The organism is Bradyrhizobium sp. SZCCHNS3052, assembly GCF_032484495.1.
Classification (GTDB): Bacteria; Pseudomonadota; Alphaproteobacteria; order Rhizobiales; family Xanthobacteraceae; genus Bradyrhizobium.
The window spans coordinates 332,736-348,449 of sequence record NZ_JAUETB010000005.1 but is presented as its reverse complement, the minus strand read 5'-3'; the positions used below and the strand labels follow the sequence as shown (position 1 = coordinate 348,449).

The following is a 15,714-nucleotide window of genomic DNA, read 5'->3' as shown; positions in this document are numbered from 1 at the left end:
CGCTACACCGGAATGCGCACGCTCGCCCGCAACCCGCCCATCGGGCTGTCGCCAAGGGTGATGTCGCCGCCATGGGAGCGGGCGATGTCGCGGGCGATGGCGAGGCCGAGGCCGGTGCCGCCCTCGTCCTGGTTGCGCGCGTCGTCGAGGCGCAGGAATGGCTTGAACACCTCCTCGCGCATGTCGGCCGGGATGCCCGGGCCGTCATCGTCGACGGTGATGGTGAGGTAGCGGTGGTCGCGATGGCCGGTGATGGCGATCGCGTCGGCATGGCGGGCGGCATTCGAGACGAGGTTGCCGAGGCAGCGCTTCAGCGCCTGCGGCTTCACGGTCACCACCGGCAGGCCGTGGAACGATACCGTGGCGGAATGGCCGTTGCGCTCGGCGTCGCTCCGCAGCTCTTCCAGCGCATTGGAGATGTCGGTCGGCTGCGCGATCTCGCCATTGTCGCCACGCGCGAAGGCGAGATAATCCTCGAGCATGTGCGACATCTCGTCGACGTCCTTGCGCATGGCGTCGATCTCGGGACTGTCGCCGAGCAGCGCCAGCTCCAGCTTGAAGCGCGTCAGGATGGTGCGCAGATCGTGGCTGACGCCGGCCAGCATCGCCGTGCGCTGCTCCAGGGTGCGCTCGATGCGCGCCTTCATCTCCAGGAAGGCGTGCGCCGCACGCCGCACCTCGCGCGCGCCGCGCGGCCGGAAGTTCGGCACCTCGCGGCCTTTGCCGAAGCTCTCGGCGGCGTCGGCGAGCCGCAGGATCGGCTTGATCTGGTTGCGCAGGAACAGCACCGAGACGATCAGCAGGATCGACGACGTCCCGACCATCCAGAACAGGAAGATGTCGGTGTTCGACGCATAGGCCGCGCCGCGCTGCGCGAACACGCGCATCACGGCATCATCGAGCGCGATGCGGATCTCGACCAGGTTGGAGCGGCCGACGGTGTCGATCCAGAACGGACGGCTGATCTGGCGGCCGATCTGGCTCGACAGCGACTGATCGAGCAGGTTGAAGAACGGTTTTGGCCCCGGCGGCGGCATGTCGCCGGCCGGCAGGAAGTCGACCACAAGGTTGAGCCGCTGCTGCGCGATCCGGCGCAGCATGGTGCGGTCCTTGTCCTGCGGATAGCCCTTGTAGATGTCGATCAGCGCGGCGACGTCCTGCACCACTGCGGCGGAGAGGCGTCGTGTCACCGTGTTCCAGTGCCGCTCCATGAACACGCCCGCGACCACCGTCTGCAGGATCACCATCGGCACGATCATGATCAGCAGCGCGCGCGCATAGAGGCCGGTCGGCATCCAGCCCTTGAACGCGTTGCCGACGATGCTGTTGGCGCGCGAGACGCGGCGGGATGCGGTGCGGATGAGGGTGAGGCCGGTGTCGAGCGTGCTCATGCTGGGACGCCCTCGCTGCTTCCGTCATTGCGAGGAGCGAAGCGACGAAGCAATCCAGAGTCATCGCGGGCCTCTGGATTGCTTCGTCGCGCTCGCAATGACGTCGAGACCTTCACCTGCACCGCCTCAGCCCGTCACCATCAGCCGATAGCCGATGCCGCGCACGGCTTGCAGGAACAGCGGGTTGGCCGGATCGCTCTCCAGCTTGCGGCGCAGGCGGTTGATCTGGACGTCGACGGCGCGCTCGTTGACGGTGCCGTTGCCGGTCAGCGCGCCGCGCGGCACGGTCTCGCCGCGGGCATTGGCGAGGATGCGCAGCATCTCGCGCTCGCGGTCGGTGAGGTGGACGATCTCCTCGCCCTGCTTCAGCTCGCCGCGCGCCAGATGATAGACGAACGGGCCGAACGCGATCTGCTCGACGACTTCCTCCGCCGGCGGCGGCGCGGCGCGCTTGAGGATGTTGCCGATGCGCAGCGCGAGCTCTCTCGGTTCGAAAGGCTTTGCCACGTAGTCGTCGGCGCCGAGCTGCAGGCCCTCGATGCGGCTGTCGGGCTCAGCGCGCGCGGTCAGCATCACGATCGGCACCGACGATTGCGTGCGGATGAAGCGGGCGAGGTCGAAGCCGCTTTCGCCGGGCATCATCACGTCGAGGATCAGGAGATCGAAATGCAGCCCGGTGAGCTTGGCGCGAGCATCGCTTGCGCTCGCCGCCGTGGTGACGCGATAGCCTTCGCCGCGCAGGAAGCGCGACAACAGATCGCGGATACGGCGGTCGTCGTCGACGAGCAGGAGATGCGGTGCATCGTCGGCCGGCGTCTGCGGCGGATGCGGTGCGATGGCGGCGATCGTCACGGTCACTCCTTGGCGGCGGCGACAGGCGTCTTGAAGATGGCTTCCAGCACCTTGTCCGGATCGTCGCGATCGATCATCGCGCGCAGGAACTGCCGGACCTTTTCGGCGCCGGCCGGCCCGATCTGCTCCAGCGCATGATCGATGCGCCGCGTCTGCAGCCCAGCCAGCTTGGCGACCAGCGCCTCGCCCTTCGGCGTGGCGAAAAGAAGGCGCTGGCGGCGGTCGTTGTTGCCCGTCTTCTGCACGATGTAGCCCTCGTCCAGCAGCTGCTTGAGCACGCGGCCGAGCGACTGCTTGGTGATGCGCAGAACGTCGAGCAGATCGGCGACCTTCAGGCCGGGATAGCGTGTGACGAAATGCATCACGCGGTGATGCGCGCGGCCGAATCCGAACGCCTCCAGCTCGTGGTCGGCATCGCCCACGAAGTCGCGATAGGCGAAGAACAAGAGCTCGATGATGTCCCAGCGCAGCGGCTCGCCGGCCGTCGCGGAGGGCTCAGCCGCGCGCAGCTCGGGGCTCAACGTCGGAGACGAGAAATTTATGTCAGCCATATTGACGTTTCTGCGGTTCAATGTTACAAAACAATCGCCCGCTGCGAAATTTTAGATCGTTTCATCGGCGGGCAATGGTCTCCAGGCGTGTCTCAACGGGCCGTAGGCAACCCCGACGGGCATCCTTGGGCGACGTATCGAACAACCGTGTGATGTCGAGCGGCATTTCGGCAAACCATACTGGACTTCCGCCGGGCGCAAAAGCATGTCCTGTGGTGGCATGCTTGCCCGGTGACCGGCTCAAAGCCGGTCGCGGCAGGTCCGAAATTCAGAAAGCCGACTGGCCCGATCGGACGGGGCGGCGCCAGAACTCGCGAATGGCGATCAGAGCGGGGGAAGCAAGGACATGACTTTGACATTCGACATCAAGCCGACGACGAACCCGACCTCCGACCAGGAGCGCGCGGCCAAGCTCGCCAACCCGGGCTTCGGCCGGGTGTTCACCGATCACATGGCCGTGGTCCAGTACAGCCAGGACAAGGGCTGGCACAGCGCGCGGGTCGAATCCCGCGCCAACTTCCCGCTCGATCCGGCCGCAGCCGTCCTGCATTATGCGCAGGAGATCTTCGAGGGCCTGAAGGCCTATAAGCGCGACGATGGCGGCGTGAACCTGTTCCGCCCCGATGCCAATGCCAAGCGGTTCTGGAATTCGGCCGAGCGCATGGCGATGGCGCAACTGCCCCAGGCGGTCTTCATCGAGGCGGTGGAGCAACTCGTCCGCATCGACCGCGCCTGGATCCCGGGCGGCGAGGGCAGCCTGTATCTGCGCCCGTTCATGATCGCCAACGAGGTGTTCCTCGGCGTGAAGCCGTCGGCGGAATACATCTTCGCGGTGATCGCCTCGCCGGTCGGCTCCTATTTCAAGGGCGGCGCGGCGCCGGTCTCGATCTGGGTCTCGGAGAACTACACCCGCGCCGCGGTCGGCGGCACGGGCGGCGTCAAATGCGGCGGCAATTATGCCGCGAGCCTCAAGGCGCAGGCCGAGGCGATCGCGCATGGCTGCGACCAGGTCGTGTTCCTGGACGCGATCGAGCGCCGCTATGTCGAGGAGCTTGGCGGCATGAACGTGTTCTTCGTGTTCGACGACGGCTCGCTGTCGACGCCGCCGCTCGGCACCATCCTGCCCGGCATCACCCGCGATTCCATCATCAAGCTGGCGCGCGACGCCGGCCGCGAGGTGCGCGAGGAGGCGTACTCGATCGACCAGTGGCGGGCGGACGCCAAGAGCGGCAAGCTGAAGGAGGCGTTCGCCTGCGGCACCGCCGCGGTGATCTCGCCGATCGGCAAGGTGTGCTCGGCGAGCGGCGAGGTCCTGATCAACGGCGGCGAGGCCGGCCCGGTCGCCATGGGCCTGCGCAAGCAGCTCGTCGACATCCAGTACGGCCGCAGCCCCGATCCGCATCAGTGGATCAGGGATGTGAAGTAGGGGCAGGGCTCGCTTAGGCTGGCAAGTTCTGGGCACAGTCGAACCGCGATGACGGTTTGCTCCCTCCCCCGCTTGCGGGGGAGGGCTGGGGAGGGGGAAGCCCCGTAAAGACTGCCGCTGGGGCGCCCCCACCCCAACCCTCCCCCGCAAGCGGGGGAGGGGCGCACTGAATGCGCGGCGCAAGCTTGGCTCTTACTGAAATGCTGGAAACGGTGCCACGCGCCAGCGTGTGATCGGCCTTCGGGTTGCCGCCCCGGGCCCCGGCTGCTACCAACCAAGCAACGCATTCCATCCCGTAGGGTGGGCAAAGGGCCGCGAAGCGGGCCGTGCCCACCGCTGCGGCGTCATCCGGCAATGGTGGGCACGCGACGCTTTGCCCACCCTACGCTCTGGTATCAAATGAACGACAAACCCAAGAAACCGCAGAAGCTGAAGGCGCGGCTGCCGCGCGGGCTGGAGGATCGCGGCCCCGCGGCGATCGCCGCCACGCGCGAGATGGTCGAGAAGATCCGCGCCGTCTACGAGCGCTACGGCTTCGAGCCGGTGGAGACGCCGGCGTTCGAATACACCGACGCGCTCGGCAAGTTCCTGCCCGACCAGGATCGTCCGAACGAGGGCGTGTTCTCGTTCCAGGACGATGACGAGCAGTGGATCTCGCTGCGCTACGACCTGACCGCGCCGCTCGCGCGCTACGTGGCCGAGAATTTCGACGCGCTGCCAAAGCCGTATCGCAGCTATCGCGCCGGCTACGTTTTCCGCAACGAGAAGCCCGGCCCTGGCCGCTTCCGCCAGTTCATGCAGTTCGACGCCGACACGGTCGGCTCCGGCTCGCCGGCGGCGGACGCCGAGATGTGCATGATGGCGGCGGATGCGATGGAGGCGCTGGGGATTCCGCGCGGCTCGTATGTCGTGAAGGTGAACAACCGCAAGGTGCTCGATGGCGTGATGGATGCGATCGGCATCGGCGGTGATGAGCACGTGGGCCGTCGGCTGACGGTGCTCAGGGCAATCGACAAGGCCGACAAGTTTCCGATTTCAGAGATCAAGAAGCTGCTCGGCGAGGGCCGCTGGGACGGCGGCGAGGTCGGCAAGGGTGATTTCACCAAGGGCGCGGGCCTGACTGAAAGTCAGATCGACGCCCTGTTGGCCTTCTTCGAGATGAAGGTCGCGGAGCCGCAAATCCAAGGTGAGGAGCAGGATCTGCAGTTCAACGCCCAGGTCTTGGCGAGCGTTGCTCAGCAGAAATTGTTCATGTCCTCGCCGGCCTATGTGGAAGGCGTCAACGAGCTGACCGAGATCGCCAGGCTGTGCAGCGCGGCCGGTTACGGTTACAGCCGCGTCCGCGTCGAACCCTCCGTCGTCCGTGGTCTCGAATACTACACCGGCCCTGTCTACGAAGTCGAACTCCTGCTCGAGACCAAGGACGAGAAGGGCCGTCCGGTGCGCTTCGGCTCGGTCGGCGGCGGCGGGCGCTATGATGGTCTCGTCTCGCGCTTCCGCGGCGAGCCGGTGCCGGCGACCGGATTCTCCATCGGCGTGTCGCGCCTGCAGGCGGCGCTGACCTTGCTCGGCAAGCTCGACACGCGCCCCGCCTTCGGGCCCGTGGTCGTCACCGTGTTCGACCGCGACCGCGTCGCCGACTATCAGAAGATGGTGTCGACCCTGCGCAATCACGGCATCCGCGCCGAGCTCTATCTCGGCAATCCGAAGAACATGGGCAACCAGCTCAAATATGCCGACCGCCGCAACGCGCCCTGCGTCATCATCCAGGGCTCGGACGAGAAGGCGCGTGGCGAGGTGCAGATCAAGGACCTGATCGAGGGCGCCAAGGCGGCCGCCGCGATCGCCTCCAACCAGGAATGGCGCGAGAGCCGCCCGGCGCAATTCTCAGCCAAGGAGGACGAACTGGTCGCCGGCGTCCGCGAGGTGCTCGCGCGCCACGACGTGAGCTGGGGATAACAAGACTCGTCATACGCGGGCTAGACCCGCGTATCCATCTCTTCAAACGACGCCATCGATTTCAGAAGATGGATCGCCGGGGCAAGCCCGGCGATGACGCAGCAGAGACAACAACAGGGAGCAACGAATGCCCGAGATCACCGTGAGCATGGCCGCCGGCCGCACCGACGAGCAGAAGGCCAACATGATGCGCGATATCACCAAGGCGCTGGTGACGCATCTCGGCGTCGATCCGGAAGCGGTGGTGATCCAGATCAACGAGGCGCCGCTGACGCACAAGATGAAGGGCGGCAAGACCTTCGTCGAGCGCCTGGCCGAGCAGAAGAAGTAGTTGGCCGTCGTCCTGGCGAAAGCGAGGCTATGACATCTGTCTCGACGATCACCGCGGTCGTCCCGGCGAACGCCGGGACCCATACCCCCAAGGGAGCGGCTCGAGGCACGCTGGTCATTGGCCCTTCGCCCATCACGACCGCCACGGCGTATGGATCCCGGATCGGCGCGCGCGTGCCGCGCGCTTGTCCGGGACGACAGCACAGTTCGGAGCAGCCATGGACGCACGTGAGATCATCAAGCCGGGCATGCGCGCCGAGCGTCTGCTGGTGGTGCCGCCGGAGCGCACCGTCGGGCATTTCGTGCCGCACATGCCGATGGTCTATGCGACGCCGATGATGATCCTGGAGATGGAGATGACGTCGGGCGACGCCATCAACCCGGCGCTGCCGCCGGGCTGGGTTACGGTCGGCACCGAGGTCAACGTCCGCCATCTCGCGGCCTCGCCGGTCGGCGCGACCATCCGCACGGTCGCCGAGGTGATCGAGGTCGAGCGCCGCGTCATCCGCTTCTCGGTCGAGGCCTATCATGGCGACGTGAAGATCGGCGACGGCCGCCACGGCCGCGGCCTCATCAATGTCGAGCAGTTCAAGAAGCGCTTCGGCGTGACGTAGCCGCTCAGCGCTAGACCGACTGGCCCGTCTTCAACAGCGAACAGCCGGTGATCCTGAGGCTGCCGTCGGGCTGGGTCCGCAACGTGTACAGAGCCTCCCACGCCTCGCCTTCGGCATCGACGATGTGCACGCGCTGCGCGATGCTGCCGTCCTCGACCTGCGCGGCGCCGAATTCGAAGCTGCGATGGCGATAGACCGGCGGATAGCCGCTTTTGACCATGCTCATGAAGATCTCGACGCTCGGAAACAGCGCCTGGATCTCCGGCGCGGCTTGGGCATAGGCGGTCGCTCCGTCGTCGCGCGCCAAAGCCTGTTCCTGGGCGCGAATGACGCTCTGCGCCGCGCTGGCGTCGGCAGCCTCGGCAGGGTGCATCAGCAGCGCCATCAGCAGGACGAGCGGCACCAGAATGCGCATGTTGGGCTCCATCGGCAGTTCAGATCGATCTATCATGCGCCACGCGCCGCCCGTGACAAGCCTGCCGTGGCGCGTCAATGTCACCGGCCGGCGGCGATCGACCGGCTGGATTGTGTCGCCATCGTCACGTCTTCGCGAGCCATGCGGCCCGCGCGGTGCCGGTCGCGATGGGACCGGCTTGATCTGGCCCGACCCGGCGCGAATCATGCATTCAGGCCGTGAACGAAGCAGGAGCCGCATGACCGATTTTTCCAGGACCCGATCGCTCTTCACGATACCTGAAGGGGTCATCTATCTCGATGGCAATTCGCTCGGCGCGCTGCCGTCGGCCGTGCCCGCCCGCGTTGGCCGCATGATCGAAGCGGAGTGGGGACAGGAGCTGATCCGCGGCTGGAACACCGCCGGATGGATGGTGCAGCCGCGCCGGGTCGGCGATCGCATCGCCCGGCTGATCGGGGCCGCGCCCGGCACGGTCGTGATGGGCGATACGCTCTCGATCAAGGTGTATCAGGCGCTCGCCGCGGCGCTGTCGCTCAATCCGGGCCGCCGCGTGATCCTGTCCGACAGCGGCAACTTCCCGTCCGATCTCTATATGGCGCAGGGCCTGGTCCGCATGCTCGGCGACCGCGCCACCTTGAAGGTGGTCGAGCCCGAGCAGGTGGAGGCGGCGATCGACGACAGCGTCGCAGTGCTGATGCTGACCGAGGTGGATTACCGCACCGGCCGCATGCACGACATGGCCGCGCTGACGAAGAAGGCGCACGCGGCCGGCGCGCTCACGGTGTGGGACCTCGCGCATTCCGCCGGCGCCGTGCCGGTCGACCTCGCCGGCGCCGAGGCCGACTTCGCGGTCGGCTGCACCTACAAATATCTCAATGGCGGGCCCGGCGCGCCGGCCTTCATCTATGTCGCGCCGCGTTACGCAGACATCGCGCCGCCGGCGTTGTCCGGCTGGATGGGGCACGAGGCGCCGTTCGCCTTCGATCTCGACTACCGCCCCGGCGGCGGCATCGAGCGCATGCGCATCGGAACGCCGCCGATCATTGCGCTCGCCGCGCTCGATGCCGCGCTCGACGCCTGGGACGGCGTGTCGATGCCGGACGTGCGCGCGGCTTCGATCGCGCTGTCGGAATTGTTCATCGCCGAGGTCGAGAAGCGCTGTCCGTCGCTGACCTTGGCGTCACCGCGTGATGCGACGCAGCGCGGTAGCCAGGTGTCGTTCCGCCACCCGGACGGCTATGCGATCATGCGCGCGCTGATCGCGCGCGGCGTGATCGGCGACTTCCGCGCGCCGGACGCGCTGCGCTTCGGCTTCACGCCGCTCTATATCGGCGAGGCCGAGGTGCGCGGCGCCGTGGGCATCCTCGCGGAGGTCCTCGACAACAGTCTGTGGGACAGGCCCGACTATCGCCAGAAGGAGCTCGTGACGTGAGCAGCGCGCCCTACGATCCCGCCACCGAGGGTGCGCGGATGAACTTCAAGGGTCGGATGTCCTATGGCGACTATCTGATGCTGGATCGCCTGCTCGATGCGCAGGCGCCGCTCTCGACCGCGCATGACGAGCTGCTGTTCATCATCCAGCACCAGACCTCCGAATTGTGGATGAAGCTCGCGATCCACGAGATCAAGGCGGCGATGGCCGCGATCGCCAAAGACGACGTGCAGCCGGCGTTCAAGATGCTGACGCGGGTGTCACGCATCTTCGAGCAGCTCAACGGCGCCTGGGACGTGCTGCGCACGATGACGCCGAGCGAGTACACGTTGTTCCGCGACAAGCTCGGCGAGTCCTCCGGCTTCCAATCGTTCCAGTATCGTTCGATCGAATTCCTGCTCGGCAACCGCAATCTCGCGATGCTGCGCCCGCATGCCCATCATCCGGAGCTGACCGCCGAGCTGGAAGCGATCCTGGCGAAGCCCAGTCTGTACGACGAAGCGCTGCGGCTGTTGGCGCGGCGCGGCTTCTTCACCGGCGCCGACGGCCAGCGCACCGACTGGCGCGGCACGCGCGCTGAGAGCGCGGAGGTCGCGGCGGCCTGGACCAGCGTCTACCGCGATCCGCAGCGGCATTGGGAGCTGTATGAGCTCGCCGAGAAGCTGGTCGATTTCGAGGATTATTTCCGCCGCTGGCGCTTCAACCACGTCACCACGGTGGAGCGCATCATCGGCTTCAAGACCGGCACCGGGGGCACCAGCGGCGTCAACTATCTGCGCAAGATGCTGGAGATCGTTTTGTTCCCCGAACTCTGGAAGCTGCGCACCGGGCTGTGAGCCCGCGCGCACATCAATCCGATCAGGAGATCCTCATGCTCTATGCCGTCAAGGACTGGGACAACGCTTACGCCAACGGCCCGAACATCGCCGGCGGCGAGCGCTGGCCCGGGCTGTGGGTGGCGCCGGCGGAGAGCTATCGCGCCGACATGGTGGGGCAGGGCCGTGCCAAGCTCGACATCGCCTATGGCGCGCATGACCGGCAGCGCCTCGATCTGTTCCTGCCGGAGGGGGCGCCGAAGGGGCTCGTCGTGTTCGTGCATGGCGGCTATTGGATGCGGCTGGACAAGAGCTTCTGGTCGCATCTTGCGCGGGGGCCTATCGCGCGCGGCCATGCCGTGGCGATGCCGTCGTACCGGCTGTGTCCCGAGGTCGGCATCGCCGATATTTCGACGGATGTGGCGCAGGCCATCGCGCGCGCGATGGACGAGGTCGCAGGTCCCGTGGCTTTGACTGGCCACTCCGCCGGCGGCCATCTCGTCAGCCGCATGATCTGCCGCGGCGCGCCACTGCCGCCCGAGCGACAGGGGCGCATCACCAGCGTGGTCTCGATCTCCGGCCTGCACGATCTGCGCCCGCTGCAGCGGACCGCGATGAACGAGACGCTGCACATCGACGACGCCACGGCTGCGAAGGAGAGCCCCGCGCTGCTGGTGCCGATCGATCACGTCAAGGTCACTGCCTGGGTCGGCGGCGCCGAGCGCAACGAATTCCGCCGCCAGGCCCAATTGCTCGCGAATATCTGGATCGGGCTGGGGGCGACGACCGCGTATGTCGAGGCGCCGGATCGGCACCATTTCGATGTGATCGATGAACTGGCGGATGCGGAGAGTGGGTTGGTGCAGGCGCTGGTGGGGTGATCTCAAGTAGCGTCGATTGCAGCGCTCGCCCCGTGCTCCGTGCATGCGTTCTGCGGTGACGGCGCAGCGACCTCATCTCCCCTCCCCCTTGCGGGGAGGGGTTGGGGGTGGGGGTCCCCGGGCGCTGAACTTGACTACGTGCGCTGTCGATATTTCCCAGGATGCGAGTCCATTTGAAGCGCGGATCAGGATATCCGCTTGCGACGTGCCGGAAGCGCGTCCTGCGTCAACGATGGTGATGGTCTTCGCGGAGCCGCGGAGCTTCAGCGCTCCTCACATCGAGCGTGACTCGTGGACCCCCACCCCCGACCCCTCCCCGCAAGGGGGAGGGGAGTCCACCGTCATCGTGGCGATATCTCGAATCCGGCGCTGACCTCCTCACCGCTCCGCCACCGCATCGCCCCAGGCGTGGAAGATTTCCGTCGCGCCGCTGTTCACGTCGCCGTCCCGCATCACGATGCTGGGGCAGGCGAACTTCATCGGCATGGTTTGCACCGGCGCCGGCACGGTCTCGAACTTCGCTGTCAGCACGTCCATCACCTCCGCCGGCAGCCGGGTGTCGGCGCCGACCACGTCACCTTCGCTGGCGTCGATGCGCGGCTGGTGGATCGCCGTATCGAGATCCATGCCAAAGTCCATCACGAAGGACAGCATCTGTGCCACGGCGGGCAGGATGCGGCGGCCGCCGGAGGCGCCGAGGGCGAGGCGACGGCCATCGGCGGCCTGCGCCACCACCGGCGTGTAGTTGGTGAGGCAGCGCTTGCCCGGAGCCAGCGAGTTCGTGGTGCCGGGCGTCGGGTCGAACCACATGATGCCGTTGTTCATCATGATGCCGCTCTGCGGCGCCTGGAATTTCGAGCCGAAGCCCGACAGCAGCGTCTGCGTCACCGCCGCCATGTTGCCGTCGCGGTCCACCACCGAATAGTGCGTGGTGCAGGCCGGCGCGAGATATTCGGCGCCAAGCGCGCGCTTGCCAGGCGCATCGCCCATGTCGTTCAGCCGTTCGCGGTACGCCGACTGCACCGCCTCGGCATAGGCGATGAACGTGCTTGCATCCGGAGCCTTGCCCGATGCCGTCACGCGCGCCTGCATCAGCCGCAGCGCGTGAGCCAGCGTCGGGCCGGCCGTCAGCTCCGGCGTCGCGAACACCGTGCCGCCGCGATAGGGGATGCGCAGGGGATCGCGGACATGCGCCTCGAACGCGGCGAGGTCATCCACCGAGAGCGCGCCGCCGGCGGCCTGGATGTCGCGGGTCAGCGAGCGGGCGATGTCGCCGCGGTAGAAGTCGCGCGCGCCGGCGCTGGCAAGATGTGCCAGCGTCGCCTTCAGCTGCTCCTGCGGCAGCCGCGTCACCGCCTTGGCGCCCCATTGCGGATTCGGCGGCAAGCCATCCTTCAGATAGGCCGCGGCGCTGCCGGGATAGCGGCGCAGGTCGGCGGCGCAGCTCGAGATCATCACGGTGGTCCACCAGTCCACCAGCAAGCCCTCGGCGGCGAGCTTCACGCTCGGCGTGACGAGATCCTGCCACGGCAGCCGCGCGTAGCGGCGATGCGCCGCCTCCATGCCCGCGACGACGCCGGGCACTGCGATCGCGCCGGGGCCGTGCAGATTGCGGTCGTCCTTGACGCGGGGCCAGGGAAAGATGTCTGCCGCGACGCTGCCGTCATTGGCCAGCGGATAGTCCGCGGCATCAAGGCTGTCGGGCGCGCGCATGCCGTAGTCGATCACCTCGACGTGGTTGTCCCTGGCGCGGTACAGCAGCATGGCGCCGCCGCCGCCGAGGCCGCTCATCCATGGCTCGAGCACGCCGAGCGCAAAGCCGGTCGCCACCACGGCATCGACGCAGTCGCCGCCTGCGGCCAGCACCTCGGCCCCGACCTCGGCGGCGCGCCGTGACTGCGCCGCGACAATGCCGCCCTTGCTGGTCACCGCCGGCTTGCGGATCTGCTGACGATTGGAAAACTGGTACGGCATGGCACTCCCCGATCCCGCCTGATGGTCCGGCGAATTGACACCGCCGGGCCTCGGCACACAATCGGCAACAGCGGGACGCTCCCCAGCCCGGATCGAATGACGGGGCCTCGCGTTGAGGAGATGTTTACCAATGGGTACTATGGTCTTCGGCAGACCAGATCGATCTCGATCAGCGCGTCATAGGCCAAGCCGGTGACGCCGACGCAGGTGCGGGCCGGCAGCCGGTCCGGCGGGAAGAATGAACGATAGGTTTCATTCATCGCCGCGTAATCCCGCTTGAACTCGGTCAGGTAAATCCGAGACATCACAATATGTTCGAGGCCAAGGTTGAGACCTTGGAGGATGTACTTCAAGTTCTGCATCACCGCCTTCGTCTGATTCACGATCCCCTCCGGCAGCACGCCCGGCGCCTCCGGCGAGTCCGGCATCTGGCCGGTGACGAACACGAAGCCGTCGGTTTCGACCGCGTGGCTGAACGGCGCCACCGGCCTGGTCGCACCGGAGATCATGTGGAACTGCATAGGGATGGTCCTTTGTTCGGGGCTCGCTCGAAACACAACAACCGTCGTCATTGCGAGGAGCGAAGCGACGAAGCAATCCAGGGCCGAGCGTGACGCCCTGGATTGCTTCCGCCTTCGCTCTTCGAGCTTCGGCGGACAAGTCGCTTCGCTCGCAATGACGGAATTCCGGGACGCAGCGATTGGATCGAGAGTCAGCCCGCATCCTCGAACAGCCGCTTGCTCAGGATCGCGTGCACGCCCCAATTGCCGTCGACGACCTGCGTGACGCCGAAGTCCACCGCCGCCGACATCAGCGCGACCGCCTCGTCCTCGCTGAGGCCTTTGATGTGCATCAGGAAGCGGCGCATCTTGCGGAAGGCATCCTTCATCGCGAGGTCGAGCGAGGAGGTCGCGTAGACCTCGCTTTGGCCTTGCGCGCCGAACTCGGCGAGATAGTTCGGGTGGCTGAAGCCGGTCAGCACCCAGTCGGTCGCGGTCTCGATCAGCGGGTAAGAGAGATCGGCGAACGGCTGCCCCGCGAGCTGCGCCTTCTTGTGCAGGATGACCTGAAACGTGCCAGTCATCGAGCATTCAATCGCCGTGCCGCCGAGCTCGCCGTCGCCTTGCGTGGCGTGGGGGTCGCCGACCGACAGCAGCGCGCCGGGAACCGCGACGGGGAGATACACGGTCGCGCCCTTGCCCAGCCGCCAATTGTCAAGATTGCCGCCGAAATAGGACGGCGGAATCGAATCGACGAAGTCGACCTCGCGCGGCGCCACCGCGATCACGCCGAAATGCGGCCGCAGCGGAATGCGGATGTTGTCGAGCACGCCGTGGCGGCGCTTGATGCTGCCGGGCGCCACCGGCACACCGGGATAGTCGTAGGTCGCGTGGACGACTCCGGCCGGATCGGTCTGCGGCTCCCAGCGGTAGGAATAGAGCGCGCGCGCATGCGGCTCGGGATCGCCGGCAAAGATCTCGTAGATCGTCACCGCCTCGCGCGGCGCCGGTGCTGCAATCAGTTCGTTGTAGTGATAGCCCCACCACGCCGCGACGCTGGAGCCGAACACACGGCCTTCATGCGTCCTGCTCTTGCTTGGCCGCGGCACGATGTCGAGGATGCGAACTTCGAGCACGTCGCCGGGCTGCGCGTCCTTGATCGCGACCGGGCCGGTGCAGATGTGGACGCCAAAGCCTTCGCCGGCGCCGCGGCCGAACACGCTGGCGTCCATCGGACCGGCGCCGCGGCGGTCGACGTTCTTCTTGGCCTTGGTCCAGCCGAACACGCTGAGCGCAGCGGCATCGCCTGCGATCATCAGCTCGGGATCATCGGAGGCATGCTGGGTCAGCGTCTCCACCGTGATCGTGTCGCCGGATGCGATTTCGATCTGCGGCGGCAGCGAGCGGCTGAAATAGCCCCAATGCACCCGTTCGGCCGACACCGCGAGATGATGGTGATGCCGCCGCGCATCCTGGTCGTTGGCCGGCGCGGGTAGGGCGATGTCGCTCCTGGTTGACGCCGGCCTCTCGCAGACGCGCTGCTGCGCCAGCGCGTCCTGCGGCCAGCCGCGCTGGCCGCGCGGAGTCGCCGACGTGATCGCCTGCTCGGCCTTCTGCTGCCGGAACTCGCGCGGCGACAGGCCGAAGCGGGCGCGGAAGCTGCGGCTGAAATGTGCCGAATCGGCGAAGCCGTAGCGATAGGCGATCTCCGAGATCGAATGGTTGGCTTCGGCCGGATTGGACAGGTCGGTCCAGGCCCGCTGCAGCCGCCGTTCCCTCACGTAGTGACTGAAATTATCACCAGCGCCTTCGAACAATTTCTGCAGATAGCGCTCTGAGATGCCTTCGGCCTGGGCCACCCGCGCCGGCGTCAGCTCGGCATCGTCGAGCCGCCGCTCGATGGTCTGGCAGATCCGGTGAAGGATCGCGGCCTGCGTCGCGCTGCTGCCGGCCTCCGTTGCCGGCACCGCTTGTTGATGGGCGAGCGTCAGCAGCAGATCGACCAGGCTCTGTGCGACCGTGCTCCATTCGGCATCGCTGAGGGTTTCGAGCGCCCGCGCGGTGGCCTCGATGGTGCGGCAGACCACGTCGGCAAGACCGCTCGGCGCGATCACCTGGGGCCTGGCCAATTTCAGCTTGCCGCTGATGCGGCCATGCAGGGCGTCCGCCGTCACCGACAGCACGATCGCGCGCAGGTCGCGCTGGAAGGCGATCCCCCAGTCTCCCGTGCGCGGCAGCAGCATCAGATGCCCCGCGGGCACGATGCGGTGGCTGTCGCCGCTCCGGAGCACGGCGCCGTCCTCGATCGCCAGCAGCACGATCGGCAGGTCTTCGTGGGGCTGCGGAACCGCAGTGACCACCTGCGCGCCGGCCGACAGCCGCGAGAGCGCGATGCCCGGCGCATGGCGATGCGAGGCGGTGGCATGGCCATCATAGAATGGCGTCTTCGCCGCGGGCTGCAGCCCGACCGCATTCAGCACGTCGCGCCACGCCTCCGGACGCTCGCCCTCGGAATAGGATTCGCTGGTGAACGGACGAAAACTCATGGCACGCCCCGGGTCCGGGAACGCGAAG

General features: G+C 67.0%; 13 protein-coding genes and 1 pseudogene. 7 read left to right on the top strand and 7 right to left on the bottom strand.

What is annotated here, in order from left to right; all coding sequences use genetic code 11:
- Positions 1-2: 2 nt before the first annotated feature.
- The 3 genes from QX073_RS19525 to QX073_RS19515 all read right to left on the bottom strand — a co-directional run bounded on the left by QX073_RS19525 (position 3) and on the right by QX073_RS19515 (position 2,794).
- Positions 3-1,391: an ATP-binding protein gene (locus tag QX073_RS19525; RefSeq protein ID WP_315713591.1), complete on the bottom strand. Its 1,389-nt coding sequence runs from the start codon at positions 1,389-1,391 to the stop codon at positions 3-5.
- Positions 1,392-1,517: 126 nt separating this feature from the next.
- Entirely contained in the window at positions 1,518-2,249 is a 732-nt protein-coding gene (locus QX073_RS19520) for a response regulator transcription factor (RefSeq protein WP_315825365.1), read from the bottom strand.
- A complete protein-coding gene (locus tag QX073_RS19515; protein WP_315754431.1) occupies positions 2,246-2,794 on the bottom strand; it encodes a MarR family winged helix-turn-helix transcriptional regulator in 549 nt (182 codons plus the stop codon). Before QX073_RS19515 ends, QX073_RS19520 begins: the two co-directional genes overlap by 4 nt.
- Before the next feature lie 346 nt (positions 2,795-3,140).
- Here QX073_RS19515 and QX073_RS19510 point away from each other — a divergent pair, with 346 nt between their 5' ends.
- The 4 genes and pseudogenes from QX073_RS19510 (at position 3,141) to QX073_RS19495 (ending at position 7,123) form a co-directional block, all read left to right on the top strand.
- A complete protein-coding gene (locus tag QX073_RS19510) occupies positions 3,141-4,220 on the top strand; it encodes a branched-chain amino acid aminotransferase (RefSeq protein WP_316226204.1) in 1,080 nt (359 codons plus the stop codon).
- 354 nt (positions 4,221-4,574) lie between these two features.
- On the top strand, positions 4,575-6,179 hold the full coding sequence (gene hisS / locus QX073_RS19505; protein ID WP_410052378.1) for a histidine--tRNA ligase: 1,605 nt from the start codon (positions 4,575-4,577) through the stop codon (positions 6,177-6,179).
- A gap of 124 nt (positions 6,180-6,303) precedes the next feature.
- Positions 6,304-6,510, top strand: a pseudogene (locus QX073_RS19500) (tautomerase family protein); the annotation flags it as partial.
- A 217-nt stretch (positions 6,511-6,727) separates the two neighbouring features.
- Entirely contained in the window at positions 6,728-7,123 is a 396-nt protein-coding gene (locus tag QX073_RS19495) for a thioesterase family protein (protein WP_315713585.1), read from the top strand.
- A 10-nt stretch (positions 7,124-7,133) separates the two neighbouring features.
- Here the strand turns inward: QX073_RS19495 and QX073_RS19490 are convergent, their stop codons facing one another.
- Positions 7,134-7,538 (bottom strand): DUF4864 domain-containing protein, encoded by a 405-nt coding sequence (locus tag QX073_RS19490; protein WP_315713584.1) that lies wholly within the window; start codon positions 7,536-7,538, stop codon positions 7,134-7,136.
- Positions 7,539-7,776: 238 nt separating this feature from the next.
- Between QX073_RS19490 and kynU the strand changes: the two genes are divergently transcribed.
- From kynU to QX073_RS19475, 3 genes are read left to right on the top strand one after another with little or no spacing between them, the layout of a single operon-like run.
- Positions 7,777-8,970, top strand: a complete 1,194-nt coding sequence (kynU, locus tag QX073_RS19485; RefSeq protein ID WP_315754425.1) for a kynureninase — start codon at positions 7,777-7,779, stop codon at positions 8,968-8,970.
- Complete coding sequence (gene kynA, locus QX073_RS19480) at positions 8,967-9,806, top strand: tryptophan 2,3-dioxygenase (RefSeq protein WP_315754423.1); 840 nt, start codon at positions 8,967-8,969, stop codon at positions 9,804-9,806. Before kynU ends, kynA begins: the two co-directional genes overlap by 4 nt.
- Positions 9,807-9,841: 35 nt before the next feature.
- A complete protein-coding gene (locus QX073_RS19475; protein ID WP_316174335.1) occupies positions 9,842-10,666 on the top strand; it encodes an alpha/beta hydrolase in 825 nt (274 codons plus the stop codon).
- A gap of 378 nt (positions 10,667-11,044) precedes the next feature.
- Here QX073_RS19475 and QX073_RS19470 read toward each other — a convergent pair whose 3' ends face one another.
- The 3 genes from QX073_RS19470 to QX073_RS19460 all read right to left on the bottom strand — a co-directional run bounded on the left by QX073_RS19470 (position 11,045) and on the right by QX073_RS19460 (position 15,686).
- Positions 11,045-12,640 (bottom strand): gamma-glutamyltransferase, encoded by a 1,596-nt coding sequence (locus QX073_RS19470; protein WP_316201712.1) that lies wholly within the window; start codon positions 12,638-12,640, stop codon positions 11,045-11,047.
- Positions 12,641-12,777: 137 nt separating this feature from the next.
- Entirely contained in the window at positions 12,778-13,161 is a 384-nt protein-coding gene (locus QX073_RS19465; RefSeq protein ID WP_316165848.1) for a RidA family protein, read from the bottom strand.
- 191 nt (positions 13,162-13,352) lie between these two features.
- Positions 13,353-15,686, bottom strand: coding sequence for an acetamidase/formamidase family protein (locus QX073_RS19460; protein WP_315713578.1), 2,334 nt, complete (start codon positions 15,684-15,686; stop codon positions 13,353-13,355).
- Positions 15,687-15,714 lie beyond the last annotated feature (28 nt).